Origin of the sequence: Massilia sp. WG5 (assembly GCF_001412595.2) — a bacterium.
In the GTDB taxonomy this organism is placed as follows: domain Bacteria; phylum Pseudomonadota; class Gammaproteobacteria; order Burkholderiales; family Burkholderiaceae_D; genus Telluria.
The window spans coordinates 2,645,016-2,671,344 of record NZ_CP012640.2 but is presented as its reverse complement, the minus strand read 5'-3'; the positions used below and the strand labels follow the sequence as shown (position 1 = coordinate 2,671,344).

The following is a 26,329-nucleotide window of genomic DNA, read 5'->3' as shown; positions in this document are numbered from 1 at the left end:
CATGTCGCCCTGGCAGACCTTGTCCGCCGCGTCGCGGGAGACCTTCTGGCGCTCGCTGCAGACGCTCAACGTGACGCGCATCGTGATCGCGCTGGTGCTGCTGGTCTACCTCGCGGTCGACACGCGCCACAGCCACATCGGCAACCAGCTGAGCGGCACGGCCTACGCCGAGACCTGCATCGCCTATGTGCTGGCGTCCCTGCTGTTCGCCACCGTCACCCAGGGCTGGAAGCACCGCTTCATGTGGCAGCTCTCCTGCCAGATCCTGGTCGACATCGCCGTCATCTCGCTGCTCTACCTGGCCGCCGGCGGCGCGCGCAGCGGGCTTGGACTGCTCTACCTGTTCCCGCTGGCCGGGGCGGCGATCCTCGCGCCGCTGCTCCTGGCGCTGTTCTCGGCCTCGCTCGCGACCCTGTTCCTGCTGGCCGAGAGCACCTGGCAGATCTTCATGCGCGACCAGGACCCGCCGCTGTTCCAGGCCGGGCTGATGGGCGCGGCCTTCTTCGCCGTGGTGCTGCTGGTGAGCCGGCTGGCAGCGCGGCTGATCGGCCAGGAAGAGCTGGCGGCCAGGCGCGGCGCCGACCTCAAGATCCAGCAGGCGGTGTACCGCATCGTGGTCGACGACGCCGGCGACGGCATCCTGGTGGCGGGGCACGACGGCGTCGTCTTTGCCGGCAACCCGGCGGCGCGCCGCATGCTGGGGCTGGAAGACGACAGCATCGAGTCCGGCGCCGGCTTCCGCCTGGCCGATGTCCCCGCGCTGGAACCGGTGGCGCAGGGTTTCGCGGACTGGCTGGGCGGGGTCCGGGCCGAGGCCTACGTCACCGTCAAGCGCTGGCAGGAGCAGGCGGGACCGGTGCGTGGCCGCCTCGACCAGCCGCTGCACCTGAAGCTGCGCTTCGCACGGGTCGACACCCCGGACGGCGAGGCCGAGCGCAGCGTGATCTTCATGCAGGACGTGAGCGCCATCGAGAACCAGGCGCAGCAACTGAAGCTGGCCTCGATGGGCCGGCTGACCGCCAGCATCGCGCACGAGGTGAGGAATCCGCTGTCGGCGATCGGCCACGCGACCTCGCTGCTGGCCGAGGACCTGACCGGCCCGGCCGAGACGCGCCTGCTGCGCATCGTCGGCGACAACGTGGCGCGCGTGAACCGCATGGTCGAGGACATCCTGAAACTGTCGCGCAAGGTGCAGCCGGGCGGCGAGCCGGTGCCGCTCGGCGCCTTCCTCGCCGAGCTGAAGGCCGAATTCACGGAAACCCATGGCCTGCCCGATAATATGGTGTACATCGGCGACAGCGGCCACCGCACGGTGCGCTTCGACGGCCTGCACCTGCGCGAAGTGCTGGTCAACCTGCTCGGCAATGCCATACGCTATGCGAGCCGCAAGCCGGCCAGCATCCGCATCTTCCCGGTGCTGGACGCCACCGGCCGCGTCGAGCTGCACGTGCAGGACGACGGCCCCGGCATCACGCCCGAGGTGCGGGCCCACCTGTTCGAGCCCTTCTATACCACCTCGAGCAAGGGCACCGGCCTGGGGCTCTACCTGGCGCGCGAGCTGTGCCTGAACAACGGCGCCATGCTCGACTACGAATACCGGGTCGACGGCCCCGGCGGCTTCGACGCGCCGGGGCGCTTCGTGATCACCTTCGCGGCCTGAACACACTATATATAAGAGTAAGGAAAACACAGCGCTATGGGCTCACCCCGCATCCTGGTAGTCGACGACGAAGCTGACCTGCGCGAGCTGCTCGAGATCACCCTGGTCAAGATGGGCCTGGACGTCGACAGCGCCTCCACCGTGCGCGAAGCGCGCGCGCTGCTCGGCCAGCACGGCTATGCGCTGGTGCTGACCGACATGCGCCTGCCCGACGGCACCGGCCTGGAACTGGTGCGCGAGGTCGCCGGCCAGGGGCGCGGCACGCCGATCGCCGTCATCACCGCCTATGGCAGCGCCGAGAATGCGGTGATCGCGCTGAAGGCGGGCGCCTTCGACTACGTCTCCAAGCCGGTGGTGCTGGACGACCTGCGTACGATGGTGCGCTCGGCGCTGCGCCTGTCCGAGACGCCGGCGGCCCAGGCGGCCCAAGGGGCGGGCGAGGGCGGCGACTCACGCCTGCTCGGCCGTTCGCAGGCGATGCAGGCGCTGCGCGCCCAGATCGGGCGCCTGGCGCGCTCGCAGGCGCCGATCGCCATCAACGGCGAATCCGGCAGCGGCAAGGAACTGGCGGCGCGCGAGATCCATGCGCAGAGCGCGCGCGCCGGCAAGCCTTTCGTCGCGGTCAACTGCGGCGCGATTCCCGAAGCGCTGATGGAGGCCGAGTTCTTCGGCTACCGGAAAGGCGCCTTCACCGGCGCGACCGACGAGCGCGACGGCTTCTTCCAGGCGGCCAACGGCGGCACCCTGATGCTGGACGAGGTGGCCGACCTGCCGCTGGCGATGCAGGTGAAACTGCTGCGCGCGATCCAGGAGCGGCGCGTGCGCAAGATCGGCGCCACCGCCGAGGAGGCGGTGGACGTGCGCATCATCAGCGCCACGCACAAGGACCTGGCGAAGCTGGTCGAGACCGGCCAGTTCCGCCAGGACCTGTTCTACCGCCTGAACGTGATCGAGCTGACCCTGCCGCCGCTGCGCGAGCGCCTCGACGACCTGCCGCTGCTGACCGAGGCCATCCTGACGCGCCTGGCGGGCCCGGGCAATGCGCGCCTTGGCGCCGGGGTGCAGGAGGCGCTGCGCGGCTATGCCTTTCCCGGCAACGTGCGCGAACTGGAAAACGTGCTGGAACGCGCGCTCGCCTTTGCCAACGATGGCGTGATCGAGGCCGGCGATCTGCTGCTGAAGGGCGCGCGCCTGGCCGACGCCGGCGCCGCGCCGCGCGAACCGGCACCGGCCGGGCTGGCGATGCCGGCGTCCGCGCCTGTCGCGCCGGCTGCCGCCTCCGTCGCGCCACCGTCCGCCGTGCCGGCCGAGGCGGCGCCGGGCATGCCCGCGCTGGGCGCCGGCGAGCTGCCCAGCAACCTGCCGGACTACCTGAGCCAGGTCGAGCGCGACATCATCCAGCGCGCCCTGCAGCAGACCCAGTTCAACCGCACCCAGGCCGCCAGCCTGCTCGGCATCAGCGTGCGCCAGTTGCGCTACCAGATGCAGAAGCTGGACATCCATGCGCCGGAGCCTTGATATGGCTCAGTAGCTGTTGCCTTTTCGCCATCGCAGCATGGAGTTTTGCTGAGCGCTTGAGCAGCAGGCCGCACCATGGTTGCGCCCTTAAAACGCTATGTTAGTGCTTACTTTCATTCCGAGCCCCATAATGATTCGCCTTGGAAAAAGTCAAGCTTGGCGCTACAAAAAAATCCGTTGGGCAGACTCTTTGATATTGCCGAATATCGACTATACTTAGGTTCATACGGCGCTCAAACACTAGATCTAGTGGTCAGTGACAGAGTCAGCCAAACAGAGGAGGGCCGGTTGCAGGCTTTTTCAGGACAGGCTTCTCCTCTTTATTATTCTTCAAAAAGTTAATAGGCTGCCAACTTTGTACAGTTGGCATTCATCGTTTTTAGTCGGTGGCGCAAGCCATCCTGGGAGGCTCAATGCAAACATCTTCGGACATCTCCATCAATCCGCAACCAGGAACGGCGGCCGCCGGCACCAGCGCGGCCGATCTGGTCGCCAACCATGATTACCGCATCATCCGCCGCAACGGCGCCGTGGTGCCGTTCGCTCCCTCCAAGATCGCCGTTGCGATGACCAAGGCTTTCCTCGCCGTGAACGGCGAGCAGGGCCGCGAGTCGGCGCGCATCCGCGACCTGGTCGAGCAGCTGACGAACAACGTGGTCGCGGCCCTGGTGCGCCGCCAGCCGAACGGCGGCACCTTCCACATCGAGGATGTGCAGGACCAGGTGGAGTTGTCCCTGATGCGCTCGGGCGAGCATGACGTCGCGCGCGAATACGTGCTGTACCGCGCCAAGCGCATGGACGAGCGCCGCGCCGCCAAGGAAGCGTCGGGCGCCACGGCAGTCGCCGCGCCGCAGTTCACCGTGGTCGACGGCGGCGTGCGCCGCCCGCTGGACATGAACGAAGTGTCGGCCCTGATCGGCGCCGCCTGCGTGGGCCTGGAAAAGCACGTCGACGCCGACGCCATCCTGGCCGAAACCGTGAAGAACCTGTACGACGGCGTGCCGGTCGAGGAGCTGCACAAGTCGGCCATCCTGGCCGCCCGCGCGCTGATGGAAAAGGATCCGGCCTACAGCCAGGTCACCGCACGCATCCTGCTGCACACCATCCGCAAGGAAGTCTTCGGCAAGGAAGTCGCGCAAGCCGGCGCCGCCGCCGAGTACGTCACCTACTTCCCGCAGTACATCGCCAAGGGCATCGACGCCGAGCTGCTGGATGAAGAGCTGGGCAAGTTCGACCTGCAGAAGCTGGCCAAGGCCATCGTCGCCGACCGCGACCTGCAGTTCGGCTACATCGGCCTGCAGACCCTGTACGACCGCTACTTCCTGCACATCCGCGAAACCCGCATCGAGATGCCGCAGGCCTTCTACATGCGCGTCGCGATGGGCCTGTCCCTGCGCGAAGAAAACCGTGAAGCGCGCGCGATCGAGTTCTATAACCTGCTGTCGAGCTTCGACTTCATGAGCTCGACCCCGACCCTGTTCAACTCGGGCACCCGCCGCTCGCAGCTGTCCTCGTGCTACCTGACCACCGTCGGCGACGACCTGGAAGCCATCTACGACGCGATCAAGGAAAACGCGCTGCTGTCGAAGTTCGCCGGCGGCCTGGGCAACGACTGGACCCCGGTCCGCGCGATGGGTTCGCGCATCAAGGGCACCAACGGCAAGTCGCAGGGCGTGGTTCCGTTCCTGAAAGTGGCGAACGACACCGCCGTGGCGGTCAACCAGGGCGGCAAGCGCAAGGGCGCGGTCTGCGGCTACCTGGAAACCTGGCACCTGGACATCGAGGAATTCCTCGACCTGCGCAAGAACACCGGCGACGACCGCCGCCGCACCCACGACATGAACACCGCGAACTGGATTCCGGACCTGTTCATGAAGCGCGTGATGGAGAAGGGCTCCTGGAGCCTGTTCTCGCCGTCCGAAGTGCCGGACCTGCACGACAAGGTCGGCCGTGCCTTCGAGGAAGCCTACCTGGGCTATGAAGAGCGCGCCGCGCGCGGCGAAATGTCCGTGTACAAGAAAGTCGAAGCGCTCGACCTGTGGCGCAAGATGCTGTCGATGCTGTTCGAGACCGGCCACCCGTGGATCACCTTCAAGGATCCGTGCAACATCCGTTCGCCGCAGCAGCACGTGGGCGTGGTGCACTCGTCGAACCTGTGCACCGAGATCACGCTGAACACCAACGCCGACGAGATCGCCGTCTGCAACCTGGGTTCGGTCAACCTGCCGGCCCACATGAAGGGCGACGGCCTGGACGCGGTCAAGCTGCAGAAGACCATCCGCACCGCGATGCGCATGCTGGACAACGTCATCGACATCAACTACTACGCCGTCGACAAGGCGAAGAACTCGAACCTGCGCCACCGTCCGGTCGGCCTGGGCATCATGGGCTTCCAGGACTGCCTGCACATGATGCGCGTGCCGTTCGCCTCGGAAAAGTCGGTGGAGTTCGCCGACCGCTCGATGGAAGCCGTCTGCTACTACGCCTACCTGGCCTCGACCGAGCTGGCTGAAGAGCGCGGCCGCTACCAGTCCTACGAAGGTTCGCTGTGGGACCGCGGCATCCTGCCGCAGGATTCGATCAAGCTGCTGGCGGAGGAGCGCGGCGGCTACCTGGAGCAGGATACGTCCGAGACCATGGACTGGTCCCTCATTCGCAACCGCATCAAGCAGTTCGGCATGCGTAACTCGAACTGCGTGGCGATCGCCCCGACCGCGACCATCTCGAACATCATCGGCGTGTCGGCCTGCATCGAGCCGACCTTCCAGAACCTGTACGTGAAGTCGAACCTGTCGGGCGAATTTACCGAGATCAACGGCTACCTGGTGCGCGACCTGAAGGCGCGCGGCCTGTGGGACGAGGTCATGATCAACGACCTGAAATACTTCGACGGCTCGCTGTCGCGTATCGACCGCGTGCCGCAGGACCTGCGCGACATCTACGCGACCGCCTTCGAAGTCGAGCCGAAGTGGCTGGTCGAAGCGGCTTCCCGCCGCCAGAAGTGGATCGACCAGGCCCAGTCGCTGAACATCTACATGGCCGGCGCCTCGGGCAAGAAGCTGGACGAGACCTACAAGCTGGCCTGGCTGCGCGGCCTGAAGACCACCTACTACCTGCGCACCGTGGCGGCGACCCACATGGAGAAGTCGACCACCCGCACCGGCGCCCTGAACGCGGTGGCGGTCGATGGCGGCCTGTCGGCAGCGTCGGCGGCTCCGGCCCCGGCGGCAGCACCGGCGGCAGCGGCGGATGTGGTGGAAGGCGCAGCCTGCTACCTGCGTCCGGGCGACGCCGGCTTCGACGAGTGCGAAGCCTGCCAGTAATTTTTGATTCGTCGTCCCCGCGCAGGCGGGGACCCAAGTTGCACGCGTTGCGATAGCGCCAGCAGAACTTGGGCTCCCGCCTCCGCGGGGGCGACGTCGAGCTAACTATATAAAGAAGGAAAAGATCATGGCTCTGTCATGGGACGATGAACCGATCTCCAGCGCACCGGCCGCAGCAAGCGCACCGGAAGGCGCTACCGCCGCCGACGTCGCCAAGCGCGTGAACGCCGACGACAAGCGCATCATCAACGCGAAAACCGACGTCAACCAGCTGGTGCCGTTCAAGTACAAGTGGGCCTGGGACAAGTACCTGGCCGGCTGCGCCAACCACTGGATGCCGCAGGAAGTGAACATGCAGCGCGACATCGAGCTGTGGAAGAACCCGAACGGCCTGACCGAAGACGAGCGCCGCATCGTCAAGCGCAACCTGGGCTTCTTCGTGACCGCCGACTCGCTGGCCGCCAACAACATCGTGCTGGGCACTTACCGCCACATCACGGCGCCGGAATGCCGCCAGTACCTGCTACGCCAGGCTTTCGAAGAGGCGATCCACACCCACGCCTACCAGTACATCGTCGAGTCGCTGGGCCTGGACGAGAAGGAAATCTTCAACGCCTACAACGAAATCCCGTCGATCCGCGACAAGGACCAGTTCCTGATCCCGTTCATCGAGGTCATCAACGATCCGCAGTTCCAGACCGGCACCCTGGAAAACGACCAGAAGCTGCTGAAGTCGATCATCGTGTTCGCCTGCCTGATGGAAGGCCTGTTCTTCTACGTCGGCTTCACCCAGATCCTGGCGCTGGGCCGCCAGAACAAGATGACCGGCGCCGCCGAGCAGTACCAGTACATCCTGCGCGACGAGTCGATGCACTGCAACTTCGGCATCGACCTGATCAACACGATCAAGATGGAAAACCCGCAGCTGTGGACCGCCGAGTTCAAGGAAGAGATCAAGCAGCTGTTCCTGAAGGCCGTCGAGCTCGAGTACCGCTACGCCGAAGACACCATGCCGCGCGGCGTGCTGGGCCTGAACGCCCCGATGTTCAAGGGCTACCTGCGCTTCATCGCCAACCGCCGCGCCGTCCAGATCGGCCTGGAAGCGCTGTTCCCGAACGAGGAAAACCCGTTCCCGTGGATGAGCGAGATGATCGACCTGAAGAAGGAGCGCAACTTCTTCGAGACCCGCGTGACCGAGTACCAGACCGGCGGCGCGCTGAGCTGGGACTGAGTTTTACCCATCGCATTAGAATGGAAGGCCCGCTCGCCGGGCCTTTTTCATTTTTGAGTCCAATCATGCTCCGCAGCCCGCTTCTCGATCAGGTCGACGGCCTTGTGCACGGCTTCGGCCGCCGCCACGACGACATGGCCCGGCTCCTGCCCGCCTACTGGCCGCAGCGCCCGATCCAGCACGAACGCCACGGCACCCGCATCGCCATCGCGCGCGAGCCGGACCAGGACTGCGGCGAAGCCGACGGCATGCTGACCGCCAGGCCCGGTCTGCTGCTCGCGATCGCCACCGCCGACTGCGTGCCGATCCTGCTTGCACGCCAGGACGGGCGCGAGGTCGCGGCCCTGCACGCCGGCTGGCGCGGCGCCCATGCCGGCATCGTCGAGCGCTTTGCCAGCCTGCTGCGCGAGCGCGGCGGCGATCCCGGCGAGTGGGTCGCGGCGATCGGACCGGCGGCCCATCCCTGCTGTTATGAAGTGTCGGCGGAGCTGATCGACGCATTCCGCGAGCGCACCGGGCTGCCGCGGGAGACCATCGCGCCGCGGCCGCGCCGGCTCGACCTGCCGGCGATCGTGCGCTGGCAGCTCGCGCAGGCGGGCTTTGCGCGCGTGTCGGCGCAGGCGGAATGCACCATGTGCGAGGGCAGCGGCGATGGCCGCTGGCGCTATCACAGCTACCGCCGCGACCGCGAAACGCGCACCCCGATCGTCGATGTGCAGTGGTCGGTGATCGCGATCGCAGCGCCCTGATCGCGATTCGCGCAAGGGAGTCGATCATCCATTGCGCCACAGGCTTGCTACTAAAGCTATCATGCCTGCCATGCTACGCGTCCTCTTCATCCATCAGAACCTGCCCGGCCAGTTCCGGCGCCTGATCCGCTATCTGCAGACGAGGCCCGACGTCGAACTCGTCGCCATCGGCGAAGAGGCCGCGGTCGCGCGCGAGAAACCAGGACCGAAGCTGCGCGCGATCGGCTACCCGAAGCCGGAAGGGCCGGGCGAGACGACCCACCACTACCTGAAGTATTTCGAGGGCTGCGTCCGGCGCGGCCAGGCCGTGACCCGCGTTTGCGTCGAGCTGAAGAAGGAGGGCTGGACCCCGGACGTGGTGGTCTGCCATCCGGGCTGGGGCGAAGGGCTGTTCGTCAAGGATGTGTTCCCGCGCGCGCGCCTGGTCGTGTTCTGCGAGTTCTGGTGGGCCGCGGACGGCCTCGACGTCGGTTTCGATCCCGAGTACCCGGCCAGCTTCGACGACCGCCTGCGCATCCGCATCAAGAACTCGGTGCTGATGCAGTCGCTGCTGGCGGCCGACGACGGCGTCACCCCGACCGACTGGCAACTCGGCGTGCATCCGCCCGAGCTGCGCCACAAGATCCGCCGCATCCACGAGGGCATCGATACCGCCTACCTGGCGCCCGATCCGCAGGCGCGCCTGACGCTGCCGGACGGGCGCGTGCTCACGCGCGCGCAGCCGGTCCTCACCTACGTCGCCCGCAACCTCGAACCCTACCGCGGCTTCCACGTCTTCATGCGCAGCCTGCCGCGCCTCCTGGCCGGCAACGCCGACCTGCAGGTGCTCGTGGTCGGCGGCGACGACGTCAGCTACGGGCGCCGCCCGCCCGCAGGATTCGCCAGCTACCGCGAGGCGCTCAAGGCCGAATTGGACGAAAGCGGGGGCAAGCTGGTGGACTGGTCGCGCGTGCATTTCCTCGGCAAGCTGCCATATGCGACCTACCGCACGGTGCTGCAGGTCTCGAGCCTGCACATTTACCTTACTTATCCGTTCGTGCTGTCGTGGTCGATGCTGGAAGCGATGGCGGTGGGCGTGCCGGTGCTCGGTTCGGATACCGGGCCGGTGAGGGAAGTGATCCGCGATGGCGAAAATGGCTACCTGACCGGCTTCTTCGACAGCGCCGCGCTGGCCGACCGCGCCCTCGAGCTGCTCGCGCGCCGCGACGAGATCGCCGCGGTCGGATTGCGCGGGCGCGAGACGGTGCTGCGCGACTACGATTTCGAATCGGTCGGCCTGCCGGCCTACCTCGAGCTGCTGAAGCCGCTCGCAAGCGAGAAGAGGAGCAAGGACAAGGCATGAGGGACAGCTTCGCACTGCACTTCGTCCCCGACGACTATTCGGTCCGCGGACAGAAGTTGATGGGACGCCAGGCGGCCGGCGCCGCACTGCTGCGCGCCATCGCGCGCAGCGACGAGCTGTCCCGGGTCGGCTGCTTCGCCGCCAGCGAAGCCCATGCCGGCGAGTGCGAACGCGGGCTGCGCGAGCAGGGTTTCAAGGGCGAGCTCGAATGGGTGAGCCAGGGCCGGCCGCAGGACCTGGCGCGCTTCGGCACGCTCTACCATCCGGCGCCCGGGATCGAGCGCCTGGCTTGGCGCCGCCTGGGCCTGGGCGAGCGCCGCTACAGCCTGTGCGGCATCACCCACACCACCGCCAGCCACGCGGTGATGAGCGCGATCGCCAACCTGGCGGTGGCGCCGGTACGCAGCTGGGACGCCGTGATCTGCACCTCGCGCGTGGTGCGCGACAGCGTGCGCGAAGTGCTGGAACGCCAGGCCGACTACCTGCGCGCGCGGCTCGGTGCGCAGCGTTTCGAACTGCCGCAGCTGCCGCTGATTCCGCTCGGCGTGCATAGCCGCGATCTCGCATGTGGCGAGGAAGCGCGGCTGGCGGTGCGCAGCCAGTTGAATATCGGCGCCGACGACGTCGCTTTTCTCTACCTCGGTCGCCTGTCCTTCCACGCGAAAGCGCATCCGCAGCAGATGTTCAGTGCGCTCGAGCGCGCCGACAAGGGCGGCCGCCAGGTGCACCTGATCCTGTGCGGCTGGTTCGCCAACGACGCGATCGAGAAGGCCTTCCGCGAAGCCGCGGCGCAGCTGTGCCCATCGGTGCGACTGACGCTGCTCGACGGCCGCGCGCCGGCCAACCAGGCCAGCGCCCGGGCCGCGGCCGACGTCTTCACCTCGCTCGCCGACAACGTGCAGGAGAGCTTTGGCCTGACGCCGCTGGAAGCGATGGCGGCAGGGCTGCCCTGCGTGGTAAGCGACTGGAACGGCTACCGCGACACGGTGCGCGAAGGCGTCGACGGCTATCGCATCGCGACCGTGATGCCCGGAGCAGGCGCCGGCCTTGACCTCGCGCAGCGTTACGACGATGGCATCGACAGTTACGACCAGTATTGCGGTCATACCAGCCAGGCGGTGGCGCTGGATGGGGCGCAGCTCACGCAAGCCTACGAACGCTTGATCAAGGACGCCGGGCTGCGCCGCGAGCTGGGCGAGAATGGACGACGGCGCGCGCGCGCGGAGTTCGATTGGCAGGTCGTGTTCGGGCGTTACCGCGCGCTGTGGAGCGAGCTCGATGAGCGGCGCCGCGCCGATGCCGTGCTGGCGCCGGCGCTGCCGCAAGCGGTGCCGGACCGGCTCGATCCGTTCGCGGTGTTTGCAAGCTATCCGAGCGCGCAGTTGGCGCCGGAATCGACCGTCGAACTCGCGCCGGACGCATCGCTCGCGCAGCTGCGCCAATACCGCGAACTGGGAATCAACCGCTTCGCCGGGTCGTCCTTGCCGACGCTCGAGGAATTCGGCCAGATCTTCGGCTCGATCGAATCGCGGCCAACGCAGGTCGATGAATTGCTCGACACGCTGGGGCCTTGCGACAGGCAGACTTTGCTGCGCGGCCTCGCGTGGTTATGCAAGATGGACCTGCTGCGCATTAGCGCGGCCGGTGAGCAGTAATAAATGAAGGATTGTTTTCGAATGCGCGGCAGGTGCGCGCTTGTTTTTTGAGGGAGCTGAAGTACGAATGGGATCAAACGTTATCGCGACGATCGATTGAAAGCAGCCGATAGCAGTTCGCCCCAACGGAAAGACATGAAAAATACTGTGTGCGGGTTGCGCACTGACAAGGTTTTCGTGTACTTTACGTGATTGAATTTGTCAAAACGTGAACGTGGATTTTTTTACCACGCTAAACGGTGGCAAACCGATCAAATAATGGGACGCTGATTCATTCAGTATGCACGTAAGCTTCGCGAAAAGAACAAGCCGCATTGCCTGAATTAATTTCGGGCATGGCGGCTTTTTCTTTTCGCGCTTCGCGCGGGCAGCGGTGTGAACAGCAATTGAACCATCGAACTTTTGTCGTTTCGGTCGTCGGCGACGACGATAGCTGAAGTGCTGCAGACTTGAGGAGTTGCAGCAGTTCAGCTGGTGCCGGATTCATTGACGCAGACACCGTGTGTGCGCCGATGAATAATTCGCCCGACCAAGCAGACCGGGTTGGACGGGTTCAAACCTTGTAGCGTATTTTCTCATCGCAGAGAAGGAGAACACAAAATGGCAACAGCCGCTAAGAAAACCGCAGCAAAGCCGGCCGCAAAGGCCGCAGCAGAAAAACCCGTCGCCGCCAAGAAAGCGGTAGCCGCAAAGCCGGCAGCAAAAGCCGCAGCGAAACCGGCTGCTAAAGCCGCCGCAAAGCCGGCAGCGAAAGCTGCAGCGAAACCGGCTGCTAAAGCCGCCGCAAAGCCGGCAGCGAAAGCCGCTGCGAAACCGGCAGCAAAAGCCGCTGCAAAGCCGGCAGCAAAAGCCGCCGCCAAACCGGCAGCAAAGCCGGCAGCAAAGAAAGCTGCAGCAACCAAGACCACCGCCGCTAAAGCACCGGCAAAGAAAGCCGCAGCAAGCAAGACCGCTGCAACCAAGACCGCCGCTAAAGCACCGGCCAAGAAAGCTGCAGCAAGCAAGACCGCCGCCGCAAAAGCACCGGCCAAGAAAGCCGCAGCTACCAAAACCGCTGCTAAAGCACCGGCAAAGAAAGCAGCTGCAACCAAGACCGCCGCCAAAGCACCGGCAAAGAAAGCTGCAGCAAGCAAGACCGCTGCAAGCAAAACCGCCGTCAAGGCACCGGCAAAGAAAGCTGCAGCAAGCAAGACCGCTGCAAGCAAAACCGCCGTCAAGGCACCGGCAAAGAAAGCTGCAGCAAGCAAGACCGCCGCCAAAGCACCGGCCAAGAAAGCTGCTGCAACCAAGACCGCTGCTAAAGCGCCGGCCAAGAAAGCTGCTGCAACCAAGACCGCTGCCAAAGCACCGGCCAAGAAAGCTGCTGCAAGCAAGACCGCCGCTAAAGCACCGGCCAAGGCTGCTGCAAGCAAGACTGCTGCCAAAGCACCGGCCAAGAAAGCTGCTGCAAGCAAGACCGCCGCCAAGGGCTCGACTTCGGCAATGCCGAAGACGAGCGCCAAGGCTGCTGCGACCAAGACCGCTGCTGCCAAAGCACCGGCCAAGGCTGCTGCAAGCAAGACCGCCGCCAAAGCACCGGCTAAAGCTGCCGCAACCAAGACTGCTGCTGCCAAGGCACCGGCCACCAAGGCTGCTGCAACCAAGACCGCTGCTGCCAAGGCCCCGGCTACCAAGGCTGCTGCAACCAAGACCGCCGCTGCCAAGGCTCCGGCCACCAAAGTTGCTGCAACCAAAACCGCTGCCGCCAAGACCGCCGAGTCCAAGCCGGCAGTGAAAGCCGCCGCCAAGCCGGCTGCCAAGCCGGCCGCCAAGAAAGCCGCCGCCCCGAAGGCTGAAGCGAAGCCGGAAGCCAAGCCGGAAGCGAAAGCGGAAGCCAAGCCGGAAGCCAAGGCAGACACCAAGACCGACGCCAAGCAGGACAGCGGCGCCTCGGCAGCCCAGTCGTCCCCGAAGACCGTGGTTGCACCGGCAGCATGGCCTTTCCCGACCAGCAGCCGTCCGTAATCCCATTCTTGCCTGGTTCAGGCAAAATACCGCTGTGTGAGAGATTCACACAGCGGTTTTTTTTTAAGGAGAGCTTGTGCTGCCCATTCTTCAGTTGATCGTTGATACCGTGGCCGGCGTCATCGGTGGAGTCTTGTTGCTGCGTTTCTGGATGCAGGTAATCCGCGTGCGGCCGCCGGCATCGATCGGCCAGTTCACCTTCACGCTGACCGATTGGCTGGTACGCCCGCTGCGTCGCATCCTGCCGGGTGTGGGGGGCTATGATTGGGCCAGCCTGATCGGGGCCTTCCTGATCGTGCTGCTGGCGAGTGCAGTGATGCTGCTGGCGGGGTGGAGCGGCCAGGCGGTCGTGCTGTATGCCTTGTTCCGCTTCCTGAACTGGATCATCTACGGCTTCATGGGCCTGCTGATCATCGAGGTGATCTTCAGCTGGATCAATCCGCACGCGCCGCTGGCGCCCTTCGTGCACGCGCTTAACGACCCGCTGCTGCGCCCGTTGCGCCGCGTGATCCCGCCGGTGGGTGGCCTGGACCTGTCGGTACTGGTCGCGCTGATCCTGCTGCAGATCGTCCAGTACCTCCTGCGCCAGGCGCTCTTCTAATTACAACTTCAGAAGCGGTAGCCGAACGCCGCTTCGAACCTGTCCGCGATCTCTTGCGGAGTGAAGCTGTGGTTCTGGCCGCCCTGGTGGGCGATCTTGATCGAACCGAGCAGGCTCGCCAGGCGGCCGCTGGTCGGCCAGTCCAGGTCGTTTGCGATACCGAACAGCAGGCCGGCGCGGTAGGCGTCGCCGCAGCCGGTCGGGTCGACCACGCTGCTGGCCGGCACCGCCGGGATCTTGTGGTGCTCGCCACCGGCATAGATGTCCGAGCCCTGCTCGCCGCGCGTGACGATCAGCGCGTCCAGGCGCGAGGCGATGTCCTGCAGCGCCAGGCCGGTACGGTCCATCACCATTTCGAATTCATAGTCGTTGCAGGCGAGGTAGCTGGCCTGGTCGAGGAAGGTCAGCAGCTCGTCGCCGCTGAACATCGGCAGCTGCTGGCCCGGGTCGAACATCAGGGGAACGCCGCGCTCCGCGCAGTCGCGCGCGTGCTTGATCATGCCGTCGCGGCCGTCCGGCGAGACGATCGCCACGCGCAGCGGCAGGTAGTCGGCCAGGCTGTTCTCGTGCGAGAACTGCATCGCGCCCGGGTGGAAGGCGTTGATCTGGTTGTTGTCCAGGTCGGCCGTGACGAAGCACTGGGCGGTGTAGGCGTGGCCGACGGTGCGGATCGCGTTGGTGGCCAGGCCCTGCTTTTCCATGCGCTCGAGGTAGTCGCCGCCGTCCTGGCCGATGGTGCCCATGATCAGGGGATCGCCGCCCAGCATCTTGAGGTTGTAGGCGATGTTGACGGAGCAGCCGCCGAACTCGGTGCGCAGGGTCGGCACCAGGAAGGAAACGTTTACGCGGTGCAGCTGGTCGGCCAGCAAGGTGTCGCCGAAGCGGCCGTGGTATTGCATGATCTTGTCGAAAGCGATCGAGCCGCAGATCAGCGCAGTCTTGGTCATGATGGATCCTGGGGATGGGGTGAAACGAAACTAGGGATAGAAAACGGCGATATGGTAGCCGGACGGCTTGAGTCCGGCGAGCGCGAAGTTCAGGCGGACCGGCTGTTCCGAGCGCGCAGCGAAGCCGGCGGCGGCGGACACGCCCGGCGGCAGGTAATCGGCGGGGCCGAGCACGCGCCGCAGCACCGGCTTGTCGTTGGCGTCGGTGAGTTCGAGCTGGATGCTGGGCCAGGCCTGCACCAGGCTGCCCTGGTTGCGCAGCAGCGTATTGAGCGCATAGGTATCGACGCCGAGGGTCGTCAGTTCGCCGGTTTCGATGGACAGGTTCTCGATCTGGGCCGGCAGGCCGACCCGGCAGCCCAGAACGGCGCAGGCGGCGCTCAGGGCCGGTCTGGCGCCCGGATAGCGCGCCGCCAGCACGTTGCGGAAGCCCAGCACCAGCTGCGCCAGCAGCAGCAGCGCCAGCAGCACGGCGCCGCCGAGCATCAGCAGGCGCCGGGTCCGGCCCGACTGTTCCTGCTTGCGGCTGCGCTTGACGAATTCCGGCTCGTCGACCTCGGCGCTGGCCGGCACGCGCAGCTTGGGCGCTTCGATCCTGGTCGGGGTGAGCCTGGAGCGGCGGTTGCGTGCCTCGACAGCCTTGGCGCGCGCCGATTTCGCCGCCGGCGCCGGCGCTGCGGGTGGCGGCGGCACCAGCGTGTCATTGCCGCTGACCGAGGCGCGCAGGGGCAGGGCGGCGGGCGGAGCGTCCGGCGCGTCACTCACGGCCGCGGCGACCGGCGTGTCCTCGTGGTAGGCGTGCTCGTCGCCGGGCAGCGGCTGGGCGACCAGCTCCTCGTCCACCGGGAGGTCGAAACTGGGCTCGATGCGGCCAGGCGGCGCGTAGGCGGCGGCAGGCGTGGTAACAACGGGGGCCGGAGCCGGCGGGCCGTCCGATGCCTCGTGCGTGTCGGCGGCAAGCGGCAGGTCCGCTGCGTCCTCCGGCAGGTCCGCCTCGACCGCCGGCGGCGCCGTGTCGACGATGGCGTCAGTATCAGCGTCAACGTCAGTATCAACGTCAGCGTCGGCGTCGCTGGCGACCGCGTCGTTGGCCGCGGGCGCTTCAGGCGCTTCTTCCTCGTTCTCTTCCTCTTCCGCCTGCATCTTCGGCTCGGCCGCGGCTGCCGTCACGCTCCCGCTGCGCCAGACCTGTGCGCGCGGCGCGGGCGATGGCTCGTCGGGCGCGGGCGTCGCTTTCGGCAGGATGCCGAGCGGGTCGAAGGTGCGGTCGAAATCGAGGGTGTAGACGGCCGCTTCTTCAGCGGCGGGCGCCGCGGATTCGGGAGCCGCGGGCGGTTCGGAAGGTGGCGGAGGCTCGGCAGGCGCGGCCTCGCCCTTGCGGGCGGCGAGGGCGTCCAGGTCGATCAGGTGGGCGCTGCCGTCAAAGATGCTCTGGCAGGCGCCGCAGCGGACGATGCCGCCGCGGAGCTTGAGCTGGTCCGAGGCGACCCGGAACGTGGTGTGGCAGTGGGGGCACTGGGTCGCGAGCGCCATGCGCTTAGTTGCCGCCCGAGTTGCTACCCAAAGCCCCGTGCAGGGCGACCCAGCCGTCCAGCTCGGCCCAGACGCTCAGCTTGATGAAGGGGGCGTAGGCGGCAGCCACTTCTTCGGCCTGGCGCGCCAGCACGCCCGACAGGATCAGCGAACCGCCGGGCGCGACGCGGCCGGACAGCATCGGCGCCATCAGCTTCAGGGGGCTCGACAGGATGTTGGCGACCACGATGTCGAAACGGGCTTCGCCATGTTTCGAGGCGACGAAGTCGTCCGGCACGAAGAACGCGATCTCGCAGTGGTTGCGTTCGGCGTTCAGGCCGGCCGATTCGATCGCCTGCGGGTCGATGTCGACGCCGACGACGTCCTGCGCGCCGAGCTTCCTGGCGACCATCGCCAGGATGCCCGAGCCGCAACCATAATCCAGCACCGACTTGCCCGGCGCCGGGTGGGCTTCCAGCCACTCCATGCACAGGCGGGTGGTCGGGTGGCTGCCGGTGCCGAAGGCCAGGCCCGGATCGACTTCCAGGATCAGGCCGTTCGGGTCCGGCGCTTCGTGCCAGCTCGGCACGACCCAGATGTTCTTGCCGATGTGGATGGGCTCGAACTGCGACTGGGTCAGGCGCACCCAGTCGGCATCCGCCACCGCACGGGTGCTGAAGGCGGGGACCTGCTTCAGGCCGATGGCCGAGGAAGCCTCGGCCACGATCGCGGCCTGGTCGGCGTCGACCTCGGTCAGCGCGACCACGCGGCTGTGGTCCCAGGCGGCCTCGGTCGGCACCATGCCCGGTTCGCCGAACAGCGGCTTTTCCTGGGCGGTGCCTTCGTCGGCATCCTCGACCGAGACCGACAGTGCGCCCGCTTCCATCAGGGCGTCCGACAGGCCCTCGGCGTGCTCGCGGGCGATCTCGATTATGACTTCAGTCCAGCTCATTATTCGCCTTTAAGGTCTGCAGCCTTGGCCTCGGATTTCGAACCGATCGCACCGCCCTTCGGCAGGTCCGGCTTGTGGGCCAGCTTCTGCTCCAGGTAGTGGATGTTGGTGCCGCCCTCGATGAAGCGGGCGTCGACCATCAGTTCGCGGTGCAGCGGGATATTCGTCAGGATACCCTCGACCACCATTTCCGACAACGCGATCTGCATGCGGCGGATCGCCTGGTCGCGGGTCGCGCCGTAAGCGATCACTTTGCCGATCATCGAGTCGTAGTGCGGCGGCACGTAGTAGCCGGCGTACGAGTGCGAATCGACGCGGATGCCGGGGCCGCCCGGCGGGTGCCAGCCGGTGATGCGGCCCGGCGACGGGGTGAACTTGAACGGGTCTTCGGCGTTGATGCGGCACTCGATCGCGTGGCCCGACAGCATGATGTCGCGCTGGCGGAAGCGCAGCTTTTCGCCGCAGGCGATGCGGATCTGTTCCTGGACGATGTCGATCCCGGTGATCATCTCGGTGACCGGATGCTCGACCTGGACGCGGGTGTTCATCTCGATGAAGTAGAACTCGCCGTCTTCGTACAGGAATTCGAAGGTGCCGGCGCCGCGGTAGCCGATCTTGCGGCAGGCTTCGGCGCAGCGTTCGCCGATCTTCTCGATCAGCTTGCGCGGGATGCCCGGCGCCGGCGCTTCCTCGATCACCTTCTGGTGGCGGCGCTGCATCGAGCAGTCGCGCTCGCCCAGCCAGACGGCCTGCTTGTGCTCGTCGGCCAGCACCTGGATCTCGATGTGGCGCGGGTTTTCGAGGTACTTCTCCATATAGACTTCGGGGTTGCCGAAGGCAGTGCCGGCTTCGGTCTTGGTCATCTGCACGGCGGACAGCAGGGCTGCCTCGGTGTGCACGACGCGCATGCCGCGGCCGCCACCGCCGCCGGCGGCCTTGATGATGACCGGGTAGCCGATCTTGCGCGCGGTCTGGATGATGTCCTTCGGCTCGTCCGGCAGGGCGCCTTCGGAACCCGGCACGCAGGGCACGCCGGCGCGGATCATCGCCTGCTTGGCCGACACCTTGTCACCCATCATGCGGATCGATTCCGGACGCGGGCCGATGAAGACAAAGCCCGATTTTTCGACGCGTTCGGCGAAGTCGGCGTTCTCCGACAGGAAACCATAGCCCGGGTGGATCGCTTCGGCGTCCGTGACTTCGGCCGCGCTGATGATCGCCGGCATGCTCAGGTAGCTCTGCGCCGACGGCGCCGGACCGATGCAGACGGATTCGTCGGCCAGTTTCACGTACTTGGCGTCCTTGTCGGCCTCCGAGTGCACGACGACCGTCTTGATGCCCATCTCGCGGCACGCGCGCTGGATACGCAGCGCGATTTCACCACGATTGGCGATAAGAATTTTTTCAAACATGGTATGCGGTGTTTTCTGTGAGTGCCGGCGGCAAGCCGGATACAACAGGAAGAAAGACTTCAGGGGCCAGCCGCTTCACGAAAAGCAGACTGGCCCCGTACTGTATATAACTTGACGCTTAGCCGATCACGAACAGCGGCTGGCCGAATTCGACGGGCTGGCCGTTCTCCACCAGGACCTTGGTGACGGTGCCGGAGATGTCGGCATCGATTTCGTTCAGGAGCTTCATCGCTTCGATGATGCACAGGGTGTCGCCTTCCTTCACGGTGGCGCCGACTTCGACGAAGGCCGGAGCGCCCGGAGCCGACGAGCGGTAGAAGGTGCCGACCATCGGCGACTTGACGACGTGACCGGTCGGTTCGGCGGCTGCGGCCGGGGCCGGGGCTGCTGCCGGGGCCGGAGCGCCGGCGACGGCCGGTGCGGAGTATTGCTGGACGCCTTGCGGCGGAACCATGACCACCTGATTCTGCGGGATTGCGGAGGACTTGACGATGCGAACCTTGCTTTCGCCTTCGGTCACTTCGAGTTCAGCGATATCCGATTCGGCGACGAGGTCGATCAATGTCTTGAGTTTTCGTAGATCCATGTGAAACCCCTTGGAATTATTTGTTGTTGAGTATGCGGCGCGTCAGGTGTTGCGCAAATCCGCACAGAATGCGTGAAGTTGACGTAGATTAACGCTATTTGAGCGCAAAGTCGATGGCAAAGCGATATCCATCAGCTCCCAGCCCGCAGATCACGCCTTGTGCAATCGCGGACAAAAACGAGTGGTGCCGGAACTCCTCACGCCTATGAATATTGGAGAGATGAACTTCCACGAACGGAATCTCCACTGCCGCCAGCGCATCGCGCAGCGCGACGCTGGTGTGGGTCAGTCCGGCCGGGTTGATGACGATCGCGTTCACCCCTTCCAGCCTCGCGGCATGGATGCGGTCGATCAGCGCTCCTTCATGGTTGCTCTGGAAGCAAGCAATGCTTGCGCCAGCAGCTGCTGCCTGGGCAGTGGCAGCCTGCTCGATGTCGGCCAGCGTCGTTGCGCCGTACACCGCAGGCTCGCGCGTCCCCAACAGATTCAGGTTGGGACCGTTGAGCAGCAGTAGCTTTTTCGCCATGTTGTATCGTCTGTTTGCCCGAAAGACAGGCATTTTGCCGCCAACGTTGTGTGTTGGCAAGCGATATAAAGCGCCTGGAATATAAGTGAACGACCGTTCGCTAAGGCGCCGCCAGAATGCAGAATGACTACAGCTTGGCCAGATCTGCGCGCAATTGATCGAACTTCAGGCGGCCCAGGTAAGTCTTGCGTACCTGGCCGTCGGCGCCGATCAGCACCGTGAACGGCAGGCCGCCATTCACATTGCCCAGCTCGCGCGACAGGTCGGTGCCGCTCATGCCACCCACATACAGCGGATAGGACACCTTCGTCTTCTTCACGAATTCGTTGAGATTGGCGGGCGAATCGATGCCGATGCCGATCACATTGACGTGTTTGCCGCCATCCTTGGCCGCCAGTTCCGACAGTTCCGGCATCTCCTGCACGCAGGGCGCGCACCAGGATGCCCAGAAATTCACCAGCAGCGGCTTGCCCTTCCATTGGCCCAGCGCCTGCGGCTTGCCGGACAGGTCGTTCAGCGATTGCGCATATAGATTGGTGACGGCGGTATGCGGGCGGCCGTCGGTCGGCGCATAGCTCGTGGTCAGCGGGCCCTTGGCCTCCTGCTTGACGGCGGCAATGGCGCCGAACACGGCAAAGGCGGCGGCCAGGATGGCGTAGCCCGCCAGGTTCTTCTTTTTCATCATGTTCCAGAGTTTCGTCTTGAGAGCATCGAACAACCTGCTGCGCGTTGCACTGCCGGTCTGCGATGCTCGCTGTACATTTGTACAGCTGCGCTTCTCGACCAGCATTGCTGCCGCTCGCTACGGTTGTTCAATGCTCTCATTGGTCATCAGGGCGCGCAGGCCGGCCGCGTCCACGCGTTGCAGGCGGCCATCGGCGCGCGGTTTCAGGGCGCCGCGCAGGTCGTTCATTTCATACAGTTCGGCGTGCACCGTCTCTTTCTTCCACTGGAAGCTGACGGTCTCGACCGGCTCGTGGCGGCCGCCCTTGAAGTGCGGCGTTTCCGAGATGTCGATGTCGACGTTGCGGTTCAGCAGATAGATTTCGACTTCCTTGGCGCTGTCGGCGAACAGCTGCAGGTGGATGTCGTCGTGCTCGCCCGCGCTGCCGCTCAGCACGGCGCCGGTGAGGTAGGGCCGGAACTCGGCCAGCTGCTCCATCACCTCGAGGGCGGCGCTGCGCAGGTGCTGCAGGCGCTCGGCCTGGGCCGGCCCCTGGAACAGGGCCTGGTAGCGGCGCACTTCGTCCTCGACCTGGATATTGTCCGGCAAATAATTGGGGGAGGGACGATCGACACCCAGCACCTGGCGTGCGGCCTTGGCCTTGGCGGTGGCATAGTCGGCGCCATCCTGGGCGATCATGCGCGCGGCAGTGGCAGCAATACGCGCGCGCAACTGTTGGAGGTCGTCATTTGGCGTTGGCATCATGTCCGTGATCATACTCTTGAACGGAAAATGGCATCGCGTCGGGTAGAATCGCGTATTCGCTTTTTTGCTCCAACAACCATGCACATCCACATCCTCGGCATTTGCGGCACCTTCATGGGCGGCCTGGCAGTCCTGGCCAAAGAGGCCGGCCACCGCGTCACCGGGTGCGACGCCAACGTCTATCCCCCGATGAGCACCCAGCTCGAAGCCCAGGGCATCGAGCTGATCCAGGGCTACAGCCCGGACCAGGTGGCCCTCGGTCCCGACCTGTATGTGATCGGGAATGTGATGACGCGTGGTAATCCGCTGATCGAGGAAATCCTGAACCGCGGCCTGCCGTACATGTCCGGTCCGCAATGGATCGGTGAGCATATTCTGCGTAATAAATGGGTGCTGGCCGTTGCCGGTACCCACGGCAAGACCACGACCACTTCGATGCTGGCCTGGATCCTCGAAGATGCCGGCTATTCGCCGGGCTTCCTGATCGGTGGCGTGCCGATGAACTTCGGCATCTCGGCGCGCCTGTCGGGCGAATCGGAGTCCGATTTCTTCGTGATCGAAGCCGACGAATACGACACGGCCTTCTTCGACAAGCGTTCCAAGTTCGTGCACTACCACGCCAAGACCGCGGTGCTGAACAACCTGGAATACGACCATGCCGACATCTTCCCCGATATCGGCGCGATCGAGACCCAGTTCCACCACCTGGTGCGCACCGTGCCCGGCGTCGGCCGCCTGATCGTGAACGGCGACGAAGCCTCGCTGGCGCGCGTGCTCAAGCGCGGCTGCTGGAGCGAGAAGGAAGCCTTCGGCGCATCCGAAGGCGTGAACTGGAGCCTGGTGGAGCATCCGGGCGGTTCCAGCTTCGACGTCCTGTTCAATGGCGAGCTGCAGGGCACCGTGCACTGGGACCTGACCGGCCACCACAACCGCACCAACGGACTGGCCGCGATCGCCGCCGCGCGCCATGTCGGCGTGCCGCCCGCCCAGGCGATCGACTCGCTGGCCCGCTTCCAGAGCGTGAAGCGGCGCATGGAAGTGCGCGGGGTCGTGAAGGGCGTGACCGTCTACGATGACTTCGCGCACCACCCGACCGCGATCGCCACCACCGTCGGCGGCCTGCGCCAGAAAATCGGGACCAATGGCCGCATCCTGGCCGTGCTCGAGCCACGTTCGAACACCATGAAGCTGGGCGCGATGAAGGATGCGCTGCCGGGCAGCCTGAAGGATGCCGACCTGGTGTTCGGCTTCGGCAGCCAGCAGGCGCTGGGCTGGTCGCTGGCCGACGCCCTGCAGCCGCTGGGGAAGATCGCGCACAGCTTCGACCAGCTCGACTATATGGTGCAGGCCATCGTGCAGGCCGCCCAGCCGGGCGACCACATCCTGGTGATGAGCAACGGCGGTTTCGGCGGCGTGCACCAGAAGCTGCTGGAGGCATTGGGGACCGAGACGGCATGAGTGCTGCGCAGCACCTTTTATATCTGCATGGTTTCCGCTCCTCGCCGAAATCCTTCAAGGCGCGCGTGGTGCAGCGGCGCATGGTCGAGCTCGGCCGCGCGGCCGCGCTGATCTGCCCGCAGCTGCCGGCCTCGCCGAAGGCGGCGATGGAACTGGTGCTGACCCTGGCCGAACGCCACAAGGATAACCTGGCGATCGTCGGCTCCTCGCTGGGCGGCTTCTACGCGACCTGGCTGGCCGAGCGCTTCGGCTGCCGTGCGGTGCTGATCAATCCGGCGGTCGATCCGCTGAAGGACCTGGACCAGCACGTCGGCGTCACCACCGCCTGGCATTCGGACGAGCCGTTCGAGTTCAAGCGCGAATACATCGACGAACTGGCCGCGCTGCGGGTGGCGCGGATCACGCGTCCCGAGCGCTACTTCCTGCTGGCCGCCACCGGCGACGAGGTGCTGGACTACCGCGACATGGTCGCCCACTATGCGGGGGCGCGCCAGCACGTGATCGACGGCAGCGACCACGCGGTGTCGGAATTCGAACAGTATGTCGACGAGGTGCTGGCTTTCTGCGGCATCCCCGGCGCCGACGCATCCACCAGGGCCGTGGCCGGATCGGACCTGGCGTCGTGAGGCCGGCCTCGCTGCGCCGGGCCCGCTGGCTCGCGCATGCCGACGGGGTGGGCGCCGGCGCCGCCATGCGCGACTGGCTCTGCACGCCCGGTTCCCTGACCGCGCGCCTGATCGCGCACAGCCGCCAGTTCCGCGTGCAGAAGCTGCGCCAGGCCGGCAACCTGTGCCTGGCCGACGAGGCCGCGGCGATCGGCCTGGCCCGGCCGGAACGCGTGTGGGAACGTGAAGTGCTGCTGCGCTGCGACGGCGAACCGGTGGTCTACGGCCACACCGTGGTGCCGCTGAGCGCGACCGCGCAGGACTGGCCGCTGTTCTCGGCGCTGGGCGAGCGCTCGCTCGGCACGACCCTGTTCCACGATCCGCGCGTCAGGCGCGGGCAACTCGAATTTGCCCGGATCCGCCCGGGCCATCCGCTGCTGGCGCGCGTGCAGGCGGCGCTCGCCCGCGAGGGCCGGAGCCCGGGATCCGATACCGTCTACCATGCGCGGCGCTGCGTCTATCGCCGCCGTCAAGGCCTGCTGCTGGTCACCGAGGTATTCTTGCCGGCGGTGCTGAACCTGGCGGCGAAATCTGATATGAATGTGAAGTGATATGAACGTATTTTTCGAAGAATCCGGCGATTTCAAGGTCGGCGCCGTGCTGTCGCAGGCAGGTGAGGCCTACCAGGTCGAAATGCCGAGCGGTAAGCGGACCAAGGTCAAGTCGCGCGATGTGCTGCTGCAGTTCGACAAGCCGTCCCCGGCCGAACTGCTGGAGCAGGCCAAGGCGATCGCGCTCGAGGTCGACCTCGAATTCCTGTGGGAAGTCGCAGGCCAGGAAGAGTTCGGTTTTACCGAACTGGGCGCCGAATACTTCGGCCACGCGCCGCTGCCGTTCGAGGCCGCCGGCCTGGTGCTGGCGCTGCACAATGCGCCCATCTATTTCTACAAGAAGGGCCGCGGCCGCTACAAGGCCGCGCCCGAACAGTCGCTGCGCGCGGCCCTGGCCGGTATCGAAAAGAAGAAGCAGCAGGCCATCGTGCAGGCCTCCTATGTCGAGGAACTGAAGGCCGGCCGCCTGCCGGCGGCGATGCAGCCGCTGGTGCAGCAGCTGCTCTTCAAGCCGGACAAGAACAGCATCGAGTACAAGGCGCTGGAAACCGCCGCCAGCGAACTGCAGACCACCCCGCAGCGCCTGATGCTGACCACCAGGGGCATCGCCTCGGCCAAGGAACTGCACATGGCACGCTTCCTGTTCGAGCACTTCCCGCGCGGCGCCGGCTTCCCGCAAGTGACGGTGCCGGGTGCGCCGGCCGACCTGCCGCTGGCGAGGGTGGCGGCGTTCTCGATCGACGACGTGACCACCACCGAGATCGACGACGCCCTGTCGGTCGAGCACCTGGACGACGGCATGGTGCGGGTCGGCATCCACATCGCCGCGCCGGGCCTGGGCATCCGTCCGGACGACGCGATCGACAAGATCGCGCGCGCGCGCATGTCGACCGTCTATATGCCGGGCGATAAGATCACCATGCTGCCGGACGAGATCGTGGAAGCCTTCACTCTCGCCGAAGGCAAGGATTGCCCGGCGCTGTCGCTGTACGCCACGCTGAATCCGGAGAACTGGTCGGTGCTGTCGACCGAGACCCGCGCCGAGCGCGTGCCGATCAAGACCAACCTGCGCCTTAATGAACTCGACGCCCTGGTGACCGAGGAAGTGCTGGAGAGCGGCGCGGGCGACTATCCGCACAAGGACGAGCTGGGCCTGCTGTGGAAGTGGGCGCTGCAGCTCGAAGCCGGCCGCATGAAAAAGCGCGAAGCCTTCGGCCTGAAGCCGGAACAGGCGAATCGCGTCGACTTCAACTTCTACGTCGAGGACGACGTGGTCACCATCGTGCGCCGCAAGCGCGGCGCGCCGCTGGACAAGATCGTGGCCGAGCTGATGATCTTCGCCAACAGCACCTGGGGCAAGCTGCTGCACGACTCCGGCGTGCCGGGCATCTATCGCTCGCAGGGGCCGGGCGCGGGCGGCTGGAACGCCAAGATCCAGGTGCGCATGGTGACCCACGCGGCGCCGCACCAGGGCCTGGGCGTCGACCAGTACGCCTGGAGTACCTCGCCGCTGCGCCGCTATACCGACCTGGTGAACCAGTGGCAGATCCTGGCCTGCGCCTCGAACGGCGTGACGGCGCCGCTGGTGGCCCCGTTCAAGCACCGCGACGCGACCCTGTTCTCGATTGTCTCAGCCTTCGACGCGGCCTACGCGGCGTATAACGAATTCCAGCAGAACATGGAGCGCTACTGGTGCCTGCGCTGGCTGGGCCAGGAAAACGCGCGCCAGGTCGATGCGGTGGTGCTGAAGGACGAGGTTCTGCGCCTGGTCGAGATCCCGCTGGTGATCCGCCTGCCGGGCATGCAGCAGGTGGCGCGCGGCGCCCAGGTGCGCATGGACATCGTGCGCTGGGACGAAGTCGACCTGTCGCTGGAAGCCCGCCTGCTCGAGGTGGCCGAGCCGACGCCGGAAGCGGCGGCCGCGCTCGAACTCGAGGAGGAAGAGGAAGCGGCTGCCGAAACCGCGGATACCGGCGAGGCGGCGGCTGCGGAAGCGGTCGAGGCCGAAGGCTCGGTGACGGTGACCGATCCGGCTTCGCAGACGGATGTGCCGGCGACCTGAGATGCCGGGCGCCATGTTGGGTGGGCATCCCTTGCCCGCCCAGCAACGACCGTTGGCTGAGCAACAAGCCTTTGTTGCTCGCAAGACTGTTTGTTGTCCCAAGGGCTAACAAACTCATCGCCCTGCACGGTAGAATGGGTAGTTCC

22 protein-coding genes are annotated in these 26,329 nt (G+C 65.8%); 13 read left to right on the top strand and 9 right to left on the bottom strand.

The window, feature by feature from the left end; translation table 11 throughout:
• The first annotated feature begins 1 nt into the window (after nt 1).
• The 7 genes from AM586_RS11810 (at nt 2) to AM586_RS11780 (ending at nt 11,478) form a co-directional block, all read left to right on the top strand.
• Nucleotides 2-1,660, top strand: coding sequence for a PAS domain-containing sensor histidine kinase (locus AM586_RS11810; protein ID WP_047821651.1), 1,659 nt, complete (start codon nt 2-4; stop codon nt 1,658-1,660).
• 36 nt (nt 1,661-1,696) lie between these two features.
• Nucleotides 1,697-3,178, top strand: coding sequence for a sigma-54 dependent transcriptional regulator (locus AM586_RS11805; protein WP_047821653.1), 1,482 nt, complete (start codon nt 1,697-1,699; stop codon nt 3,176-3,178).
• Nucleotides 3,179-3,591: 413 nt separating this feature from the next.
• Complete coding sequence (locus AM586_RS11800; protein ID WP_047821655.1) at nt 3,592-6,501, top strand: ribonucleoside-diphosphate reductase subunit alpha; 2,910 nt, start codon at nt 3,592-3,594, stop codon at nt 6,499-6,501.
• 127 nt (nt 6,502-6,628) lie between these two features.
• On the top strand, nt 6,629-7,732 hold the full coding sequence (locus AM586_RS11795; RefSeq protein WP_047821657.1) for a ribonucleotide-diphosphate reductase subunit beta: 1,104 nt from the start codon (nt 6,629-6,631) through the stop codon (nt 7,730-7,732).
• A gap of 65 nt (nt 7,733-7,797) precedes the next feature.
• Nucleotides 7,798-8,481 (top strand): polyphenol oxidase family protein, encoded by a 684-nt coding sequence (locus tag AM586_RS11790; protein WP_047821659.1) that lies wholly within the window; start codon nt 7,798-7,800, stop codon nt 8,479-8,481.
• A gap of 70 nt (nt 8,482-8,551) precedes the next feature.
• Nucleotides 8,552-9,823: a glycosyltransferase family 4 protein gene (locus AM586_RS11785; RefSeq protein ID WP_047821661.1), complete on the top strand. Its 1,272-nt coding sequence runs from the start codon at nt 8,552-8,554 to the stop codon at nt 9,821-9,823.
• The gene (locus AM586_RS11780) at nt 9,820-11,478 is read left to right on the top strand and encodes a glycosyltransferase family 4 protein (RefSeq protein ID WP_052233199.1); all 1,659 of its coding nucleotides are present in this window, start codon (nt 9,820-9,822) and stop codon (nt 11,476-11,478) included. The genes AM586_RS11785 and AM586_RS11780 overlap by 4 nt, the downstream gene beginning before the upstream one ends.
• A gap of 271 nt (nt 11,479-11,749) precedes the next feature.
• On the opposite strand, the gene AM586_RS28105 is transcribed toward AM586_RS11780, so the two are convergent.
• Nucleotides 11,750-11,965, bottom strand: a complete 216-nt coding sequence (locus AM586_RS28105; protein ID WP_162600540.1) for a hypothetical protein — start codon at nt 11,963-11,965, stop codon at nt 11,750-11,752.
• Between the two features lie 56 nt (nt 11,966-12,021).
• On the opposite strand from AM586_RS28105, the gene AM586_RS29270 reads away from it, so the two are divergent.
• Together AM586_RS29270 and AM586_RS11770 are read left to right on the top strand one after the other, a co-directional pair.
• On the top strand, nt 12,022-13,482 hold the full coding sequence (locus AM586_RS29270) for a transcriptional regulator (protein ID WP_373995242.1): 1,461 nt from the start codon (nt 12,022-12,024) through the stop codon (nt 13,480-13,482).
• Nucleotides 13,483-13,558: 76 nt separating this feature from the next.
• Nucleotides 13,559-14,083, top strand: coding sequence for a YggT family protein (locus AM586_RS11770; RefSeq protein WP_229411023.1), 525 nt, complete (start codon nt 13,559-13,561; stop codon nt 14,081-14,083).
• A gap of 8 nt (nt 14,084-14,091) precedes the next feature.
• Here AM586_RS11770 and AM586_RS11765 read toward each other — a convergent pair whose 3' ends face one another.
• The 8 genes from AM586_RS11765 to AM586_RS11725 form a co-directional block, all read right to left on the bottom strand.
• The gene (locus AM586_RS11765) at nt 14,092-15,030 is read right to left on the bottom strand and encodes a carbohydrate kinase family protein (RefSeq protein WP_047821665.1); all 939 of its coding nucleotides are present in this window, start codon (nt 15,028-15,030) and stop codon (nt 14,092-14,094) included.
• Between the two features lie 30 nt (nt 15,031-15,060).
• On the bottom strand, nt 15,061-16,563 hold the full coding sequence (locus AM586_RS11760; RefSeq protein WP_047821667.1) for a zinc-ribbon and DUF3426 domain-containing protein: 1,503 nt from the start codon (nt 16,561-16,563) through the stop codon (nt 15,061-15,063).
• Nucleotides 16,564-16,567: 4 nt separating this feature from the next.
• Complete coding sequence (prmA, locus tag AM586_RS11750) at nt 16,568-17,494, bottom strand: 50S ribosomal protein L11 methyltransferase (RefSeq protein WP_047821669.1); 927 nt, start codon at nt 17,492-17,494, stop codon at nt 16,568-16,570.
• Nucleotides 17,494-18,906, bottom strand: a complete 1,413-nt coding sequence (accC, locus tag AM586_RS11745; protein ID WP_047821671.1) for an acetyl-CoA carboxylase biotin carboxylase subunit — start codon at nt 18,904-18,906, stop codon at nt 17,494-17,496. The genes prmA and accC overlap by 1 nt, the downstream gene beginning before the upstream one ends.
• Nucleotides 18,907-19,024: 118 nt before the next feature.
• Nucleotides 19,025-19,492, bottom strand: coding sequence for an acetyl-CoA carboxylase biotin carboxyl carrier protein (gene accB, locus AM586_RS11740; RefSeq protein WP_047821673.1), 468 nt, complete (start codon nt 19,490-19,492; stop codon nt 19,025-19,027).
• Nucleotides 19,493-19,586: 94 nt separating this feature from the next.
• The gene (gene aroQ / locus AM586_RS11735) at nt 19,587-20,018 is read right to left on the bottom strand and encodes a type II 3-dehydroquinate dehydratase (RefSeq protein WP_047821675.1); all 432 of its coding nucleotides are present in this window, start codon (nt 20,016-20,018) and stop codon (nt 19,587-19,589) included.
• A 127-nt stretch (nt 20,019-20,145) separates the two neighbouring features.
• Nucleotides 20,146-20,700, bottom strand: a complete 555-nt coding sequence (locus AM586_RS11730) for a TlpA disulfide reductase family protein (protein ID WP_047822060.1) — start codon at nt 20,698-20,700, stop codon at nt 20,146-20,148.
• A gap of 120 nt (nt 20,701-20,820) precedes the next feature.
• Nucleotides 20,821-21,447, bottom strand: coding sequence for a hypothetical protein (locus tag AM586_RS11725; protein ID WP_047822062.1), 627 nt, complete (start codon nt 21,445-21,447; stop codon nt 20,821-20,823).
• A gap of 78 nt (nt 21,448-21,525) precedes the next feature.
• Here AM586_RS11725 and mpl point away from each other — a divergent pair, with 78 nt between their 5' ends.
• From mpl to AM586_RS11705, 4 genes are read left to right on the top strand one after another with little or no spacing between them, the layout of a single operon-like run.
• Nucleotides 21,526-22,905, top strand: coding sequence for a UDP-N-acetylmuramate:L-alanyl-gamma-D-glutamyl-meso-diaminopimelate ligase (gene mpl / locus AM586_RS11720; RefSeq protein WP_082439765.1), 1,380 nt, complete (start codon nt 21,526-21,528; stop codon nt 22,903-22,905).
• On the top strand, nt 22,902-23,531 hold the full coding sequence (locus AM586_RS11715; protein ID WP_047821677.1) for a YqiA/YcfP family alpha/beta fold hydrolase: 630 nt from the start codon (nt 22,902-22,904) through the stop codon (nt 23,529-23,531). Before mpl ends, AM586_RS11715 begins: the two co-directional genes overlap by 4 nt.
• Nucleotides 23,528-24,121 (top strand): chorismate lyase, encoded by a 594-nt coding sequence (locus tag AM586_RS11710; RefSeq protein ID WP_047821679.1) that lies wholly within the window; start codon nt 23,528-23,530, stop codon nt 24,119-24,121. Before AM586_RS11715 ends, AM586_RS11710 begins: the two co-directional genes overlap by 4 nt.
• A gap of 1 nt (nt 24,122) precedes the next feature.
• Nucleotides 24,123-26,183, top strand: coding sequence for a ribonuclease catalytic domain-containing protein (locus AM586_RS11705; RefSeq protein WP_047821682.1), 2,061 nt, complete (start codon nt 24,123-24,125; stop codon nt 26,181-26,183).
• The last annotated feature ends 146 nt before the right edge of the window (nt 26,184-26,329 follow it).

Bases quoted from the DNA above. Each gene is read 5' to 3' on its own strand.
- AM586_RS11810 (WP_047821651.1), top strand. From the start codon at position 2: ATGTCGCCCTGGCAGACCTTGTCCGCCGCGTCGCGGGAGACCTTCTGG.
- AM586_RS11805 (WP_047821653.1), top strand. From the start codon at position 1,697: ATGGGCTCACCCCGCATCCTGGTAGTCGACGACGAAGCTGACCTGCGC.
- AM586_RS11800 (WP_047821655.1), top strand. From the start codon at position 3,592: ATGCAAACATCTTCGGACATCTCCATCAATCCGCAACCAGGAACGGCG.
- AM586_RS11795 (WP_047821657.1), top strand. From the start codon at position 6,629: ATGGCTCTGTCATGGGACGATGAACCGATCTCCAGCGCACCGGCCGCA.
- AM586_RS11790 (WP_047821659.1), top strand. From the start codon at position 7,798: ATGCTCCGCAGCCCGCTTCTCGATCAGGTCGACGGCCTTGTGCACGGC.
- AM586_RS11785 (WP_047821661.1), top strand. From the start codon at position 8,552: ATGCTACGCGTCCTCTTCATCCATCAGAACCTGCCCGGCCAGTTCCGG.
- AM586_RS11780 (WP_052233199.1), top strand. From the start codon at position 9,820: ATGAGGGACAGCTTCGCACTGCACTTCGTCCCCGACGACTATTCGGTC.
- AM586_RS28105 (WP_162600540.1), bottom strand. From the start codon at position 11,965: ATGAATCCGGCACCAGCTGAACTGCTGCAACTCCTCAAGTCTGCAGCA.
- AM586_RS11765 (WP_047821665.1), bottom strand. From the start codon at position 15,030: ATGACCAAGACTGCGCTGATCTGCGGCTCGATCGCTTTCGACAAGATC.
- AM586_RS11760 (WP_047821667.1), bottom strand. From the start codon at position 16,563: ATGGCGCTCGCGACCCAGTGCCCCCACTGCCACACCACGTTCCGGGTC.
- prmA (WP_047821669.1), bottom strand. From the start codon at position 17,494: ATGAGCTGGACTGAAGTCATAATCGAGATCGCCCGCGAGCACGCCGAG.
- accC (WP_047821671.1), bottom strand. From the start codon at position 18,906: ATGTTTGAAAAAATTCTTATCGCCAATCGTGGTGAAATCGCGCTGCGT.
- accB (WP_047821673.1), bottom strand. From the start codon at position 19,492: ATGGATCTACGAAAACTCAAGACATTGATCGACCTCGTCGCCGAATCG.
- aroQ (WP_047821675.1), bottom strand. From the start codon at position 20,018: ATGGCGAAAAAGCTACTGCTGCTCAACGGTCCCAACCTGAATCTGTTG.
- AM586_RS11730 (WP_047822060.1), bottom strand. From the start codon at position 20,700: ATGAAAAAGAAGAACCTGGCGGGCTACGCCATCCTGGCCGCCGCCTTT.
- AM586_RS11725 (WP_047822062.1), bottom strand. From the start codon at position 21,447: ATGATGCCAACGCCAAATGACGACCTCCAACAGTTGCGCGCGCGTATT.
- mpl (WP_082439765.1), top strand. From the start codon at position 21,526: ATGCACATCCACATCCTCGGCATTTGCGGCACCTTCATGGGCGGCCTG.
- AM586_RS11715 (WP_047821677.1), top strand. From the start codon at position 22,902: ATGAGTGCTGCGCAGCACCTTTTATATCTGCATGGTTTCCGCTCCTCG.
- AM586_RS11705 (WP_047821682.1), top strand. From the start codon at position 24,123: ATGAACGTATTTTTCGAAGAATCCGGCGATTTCAAGGTCGGCGCCGTG.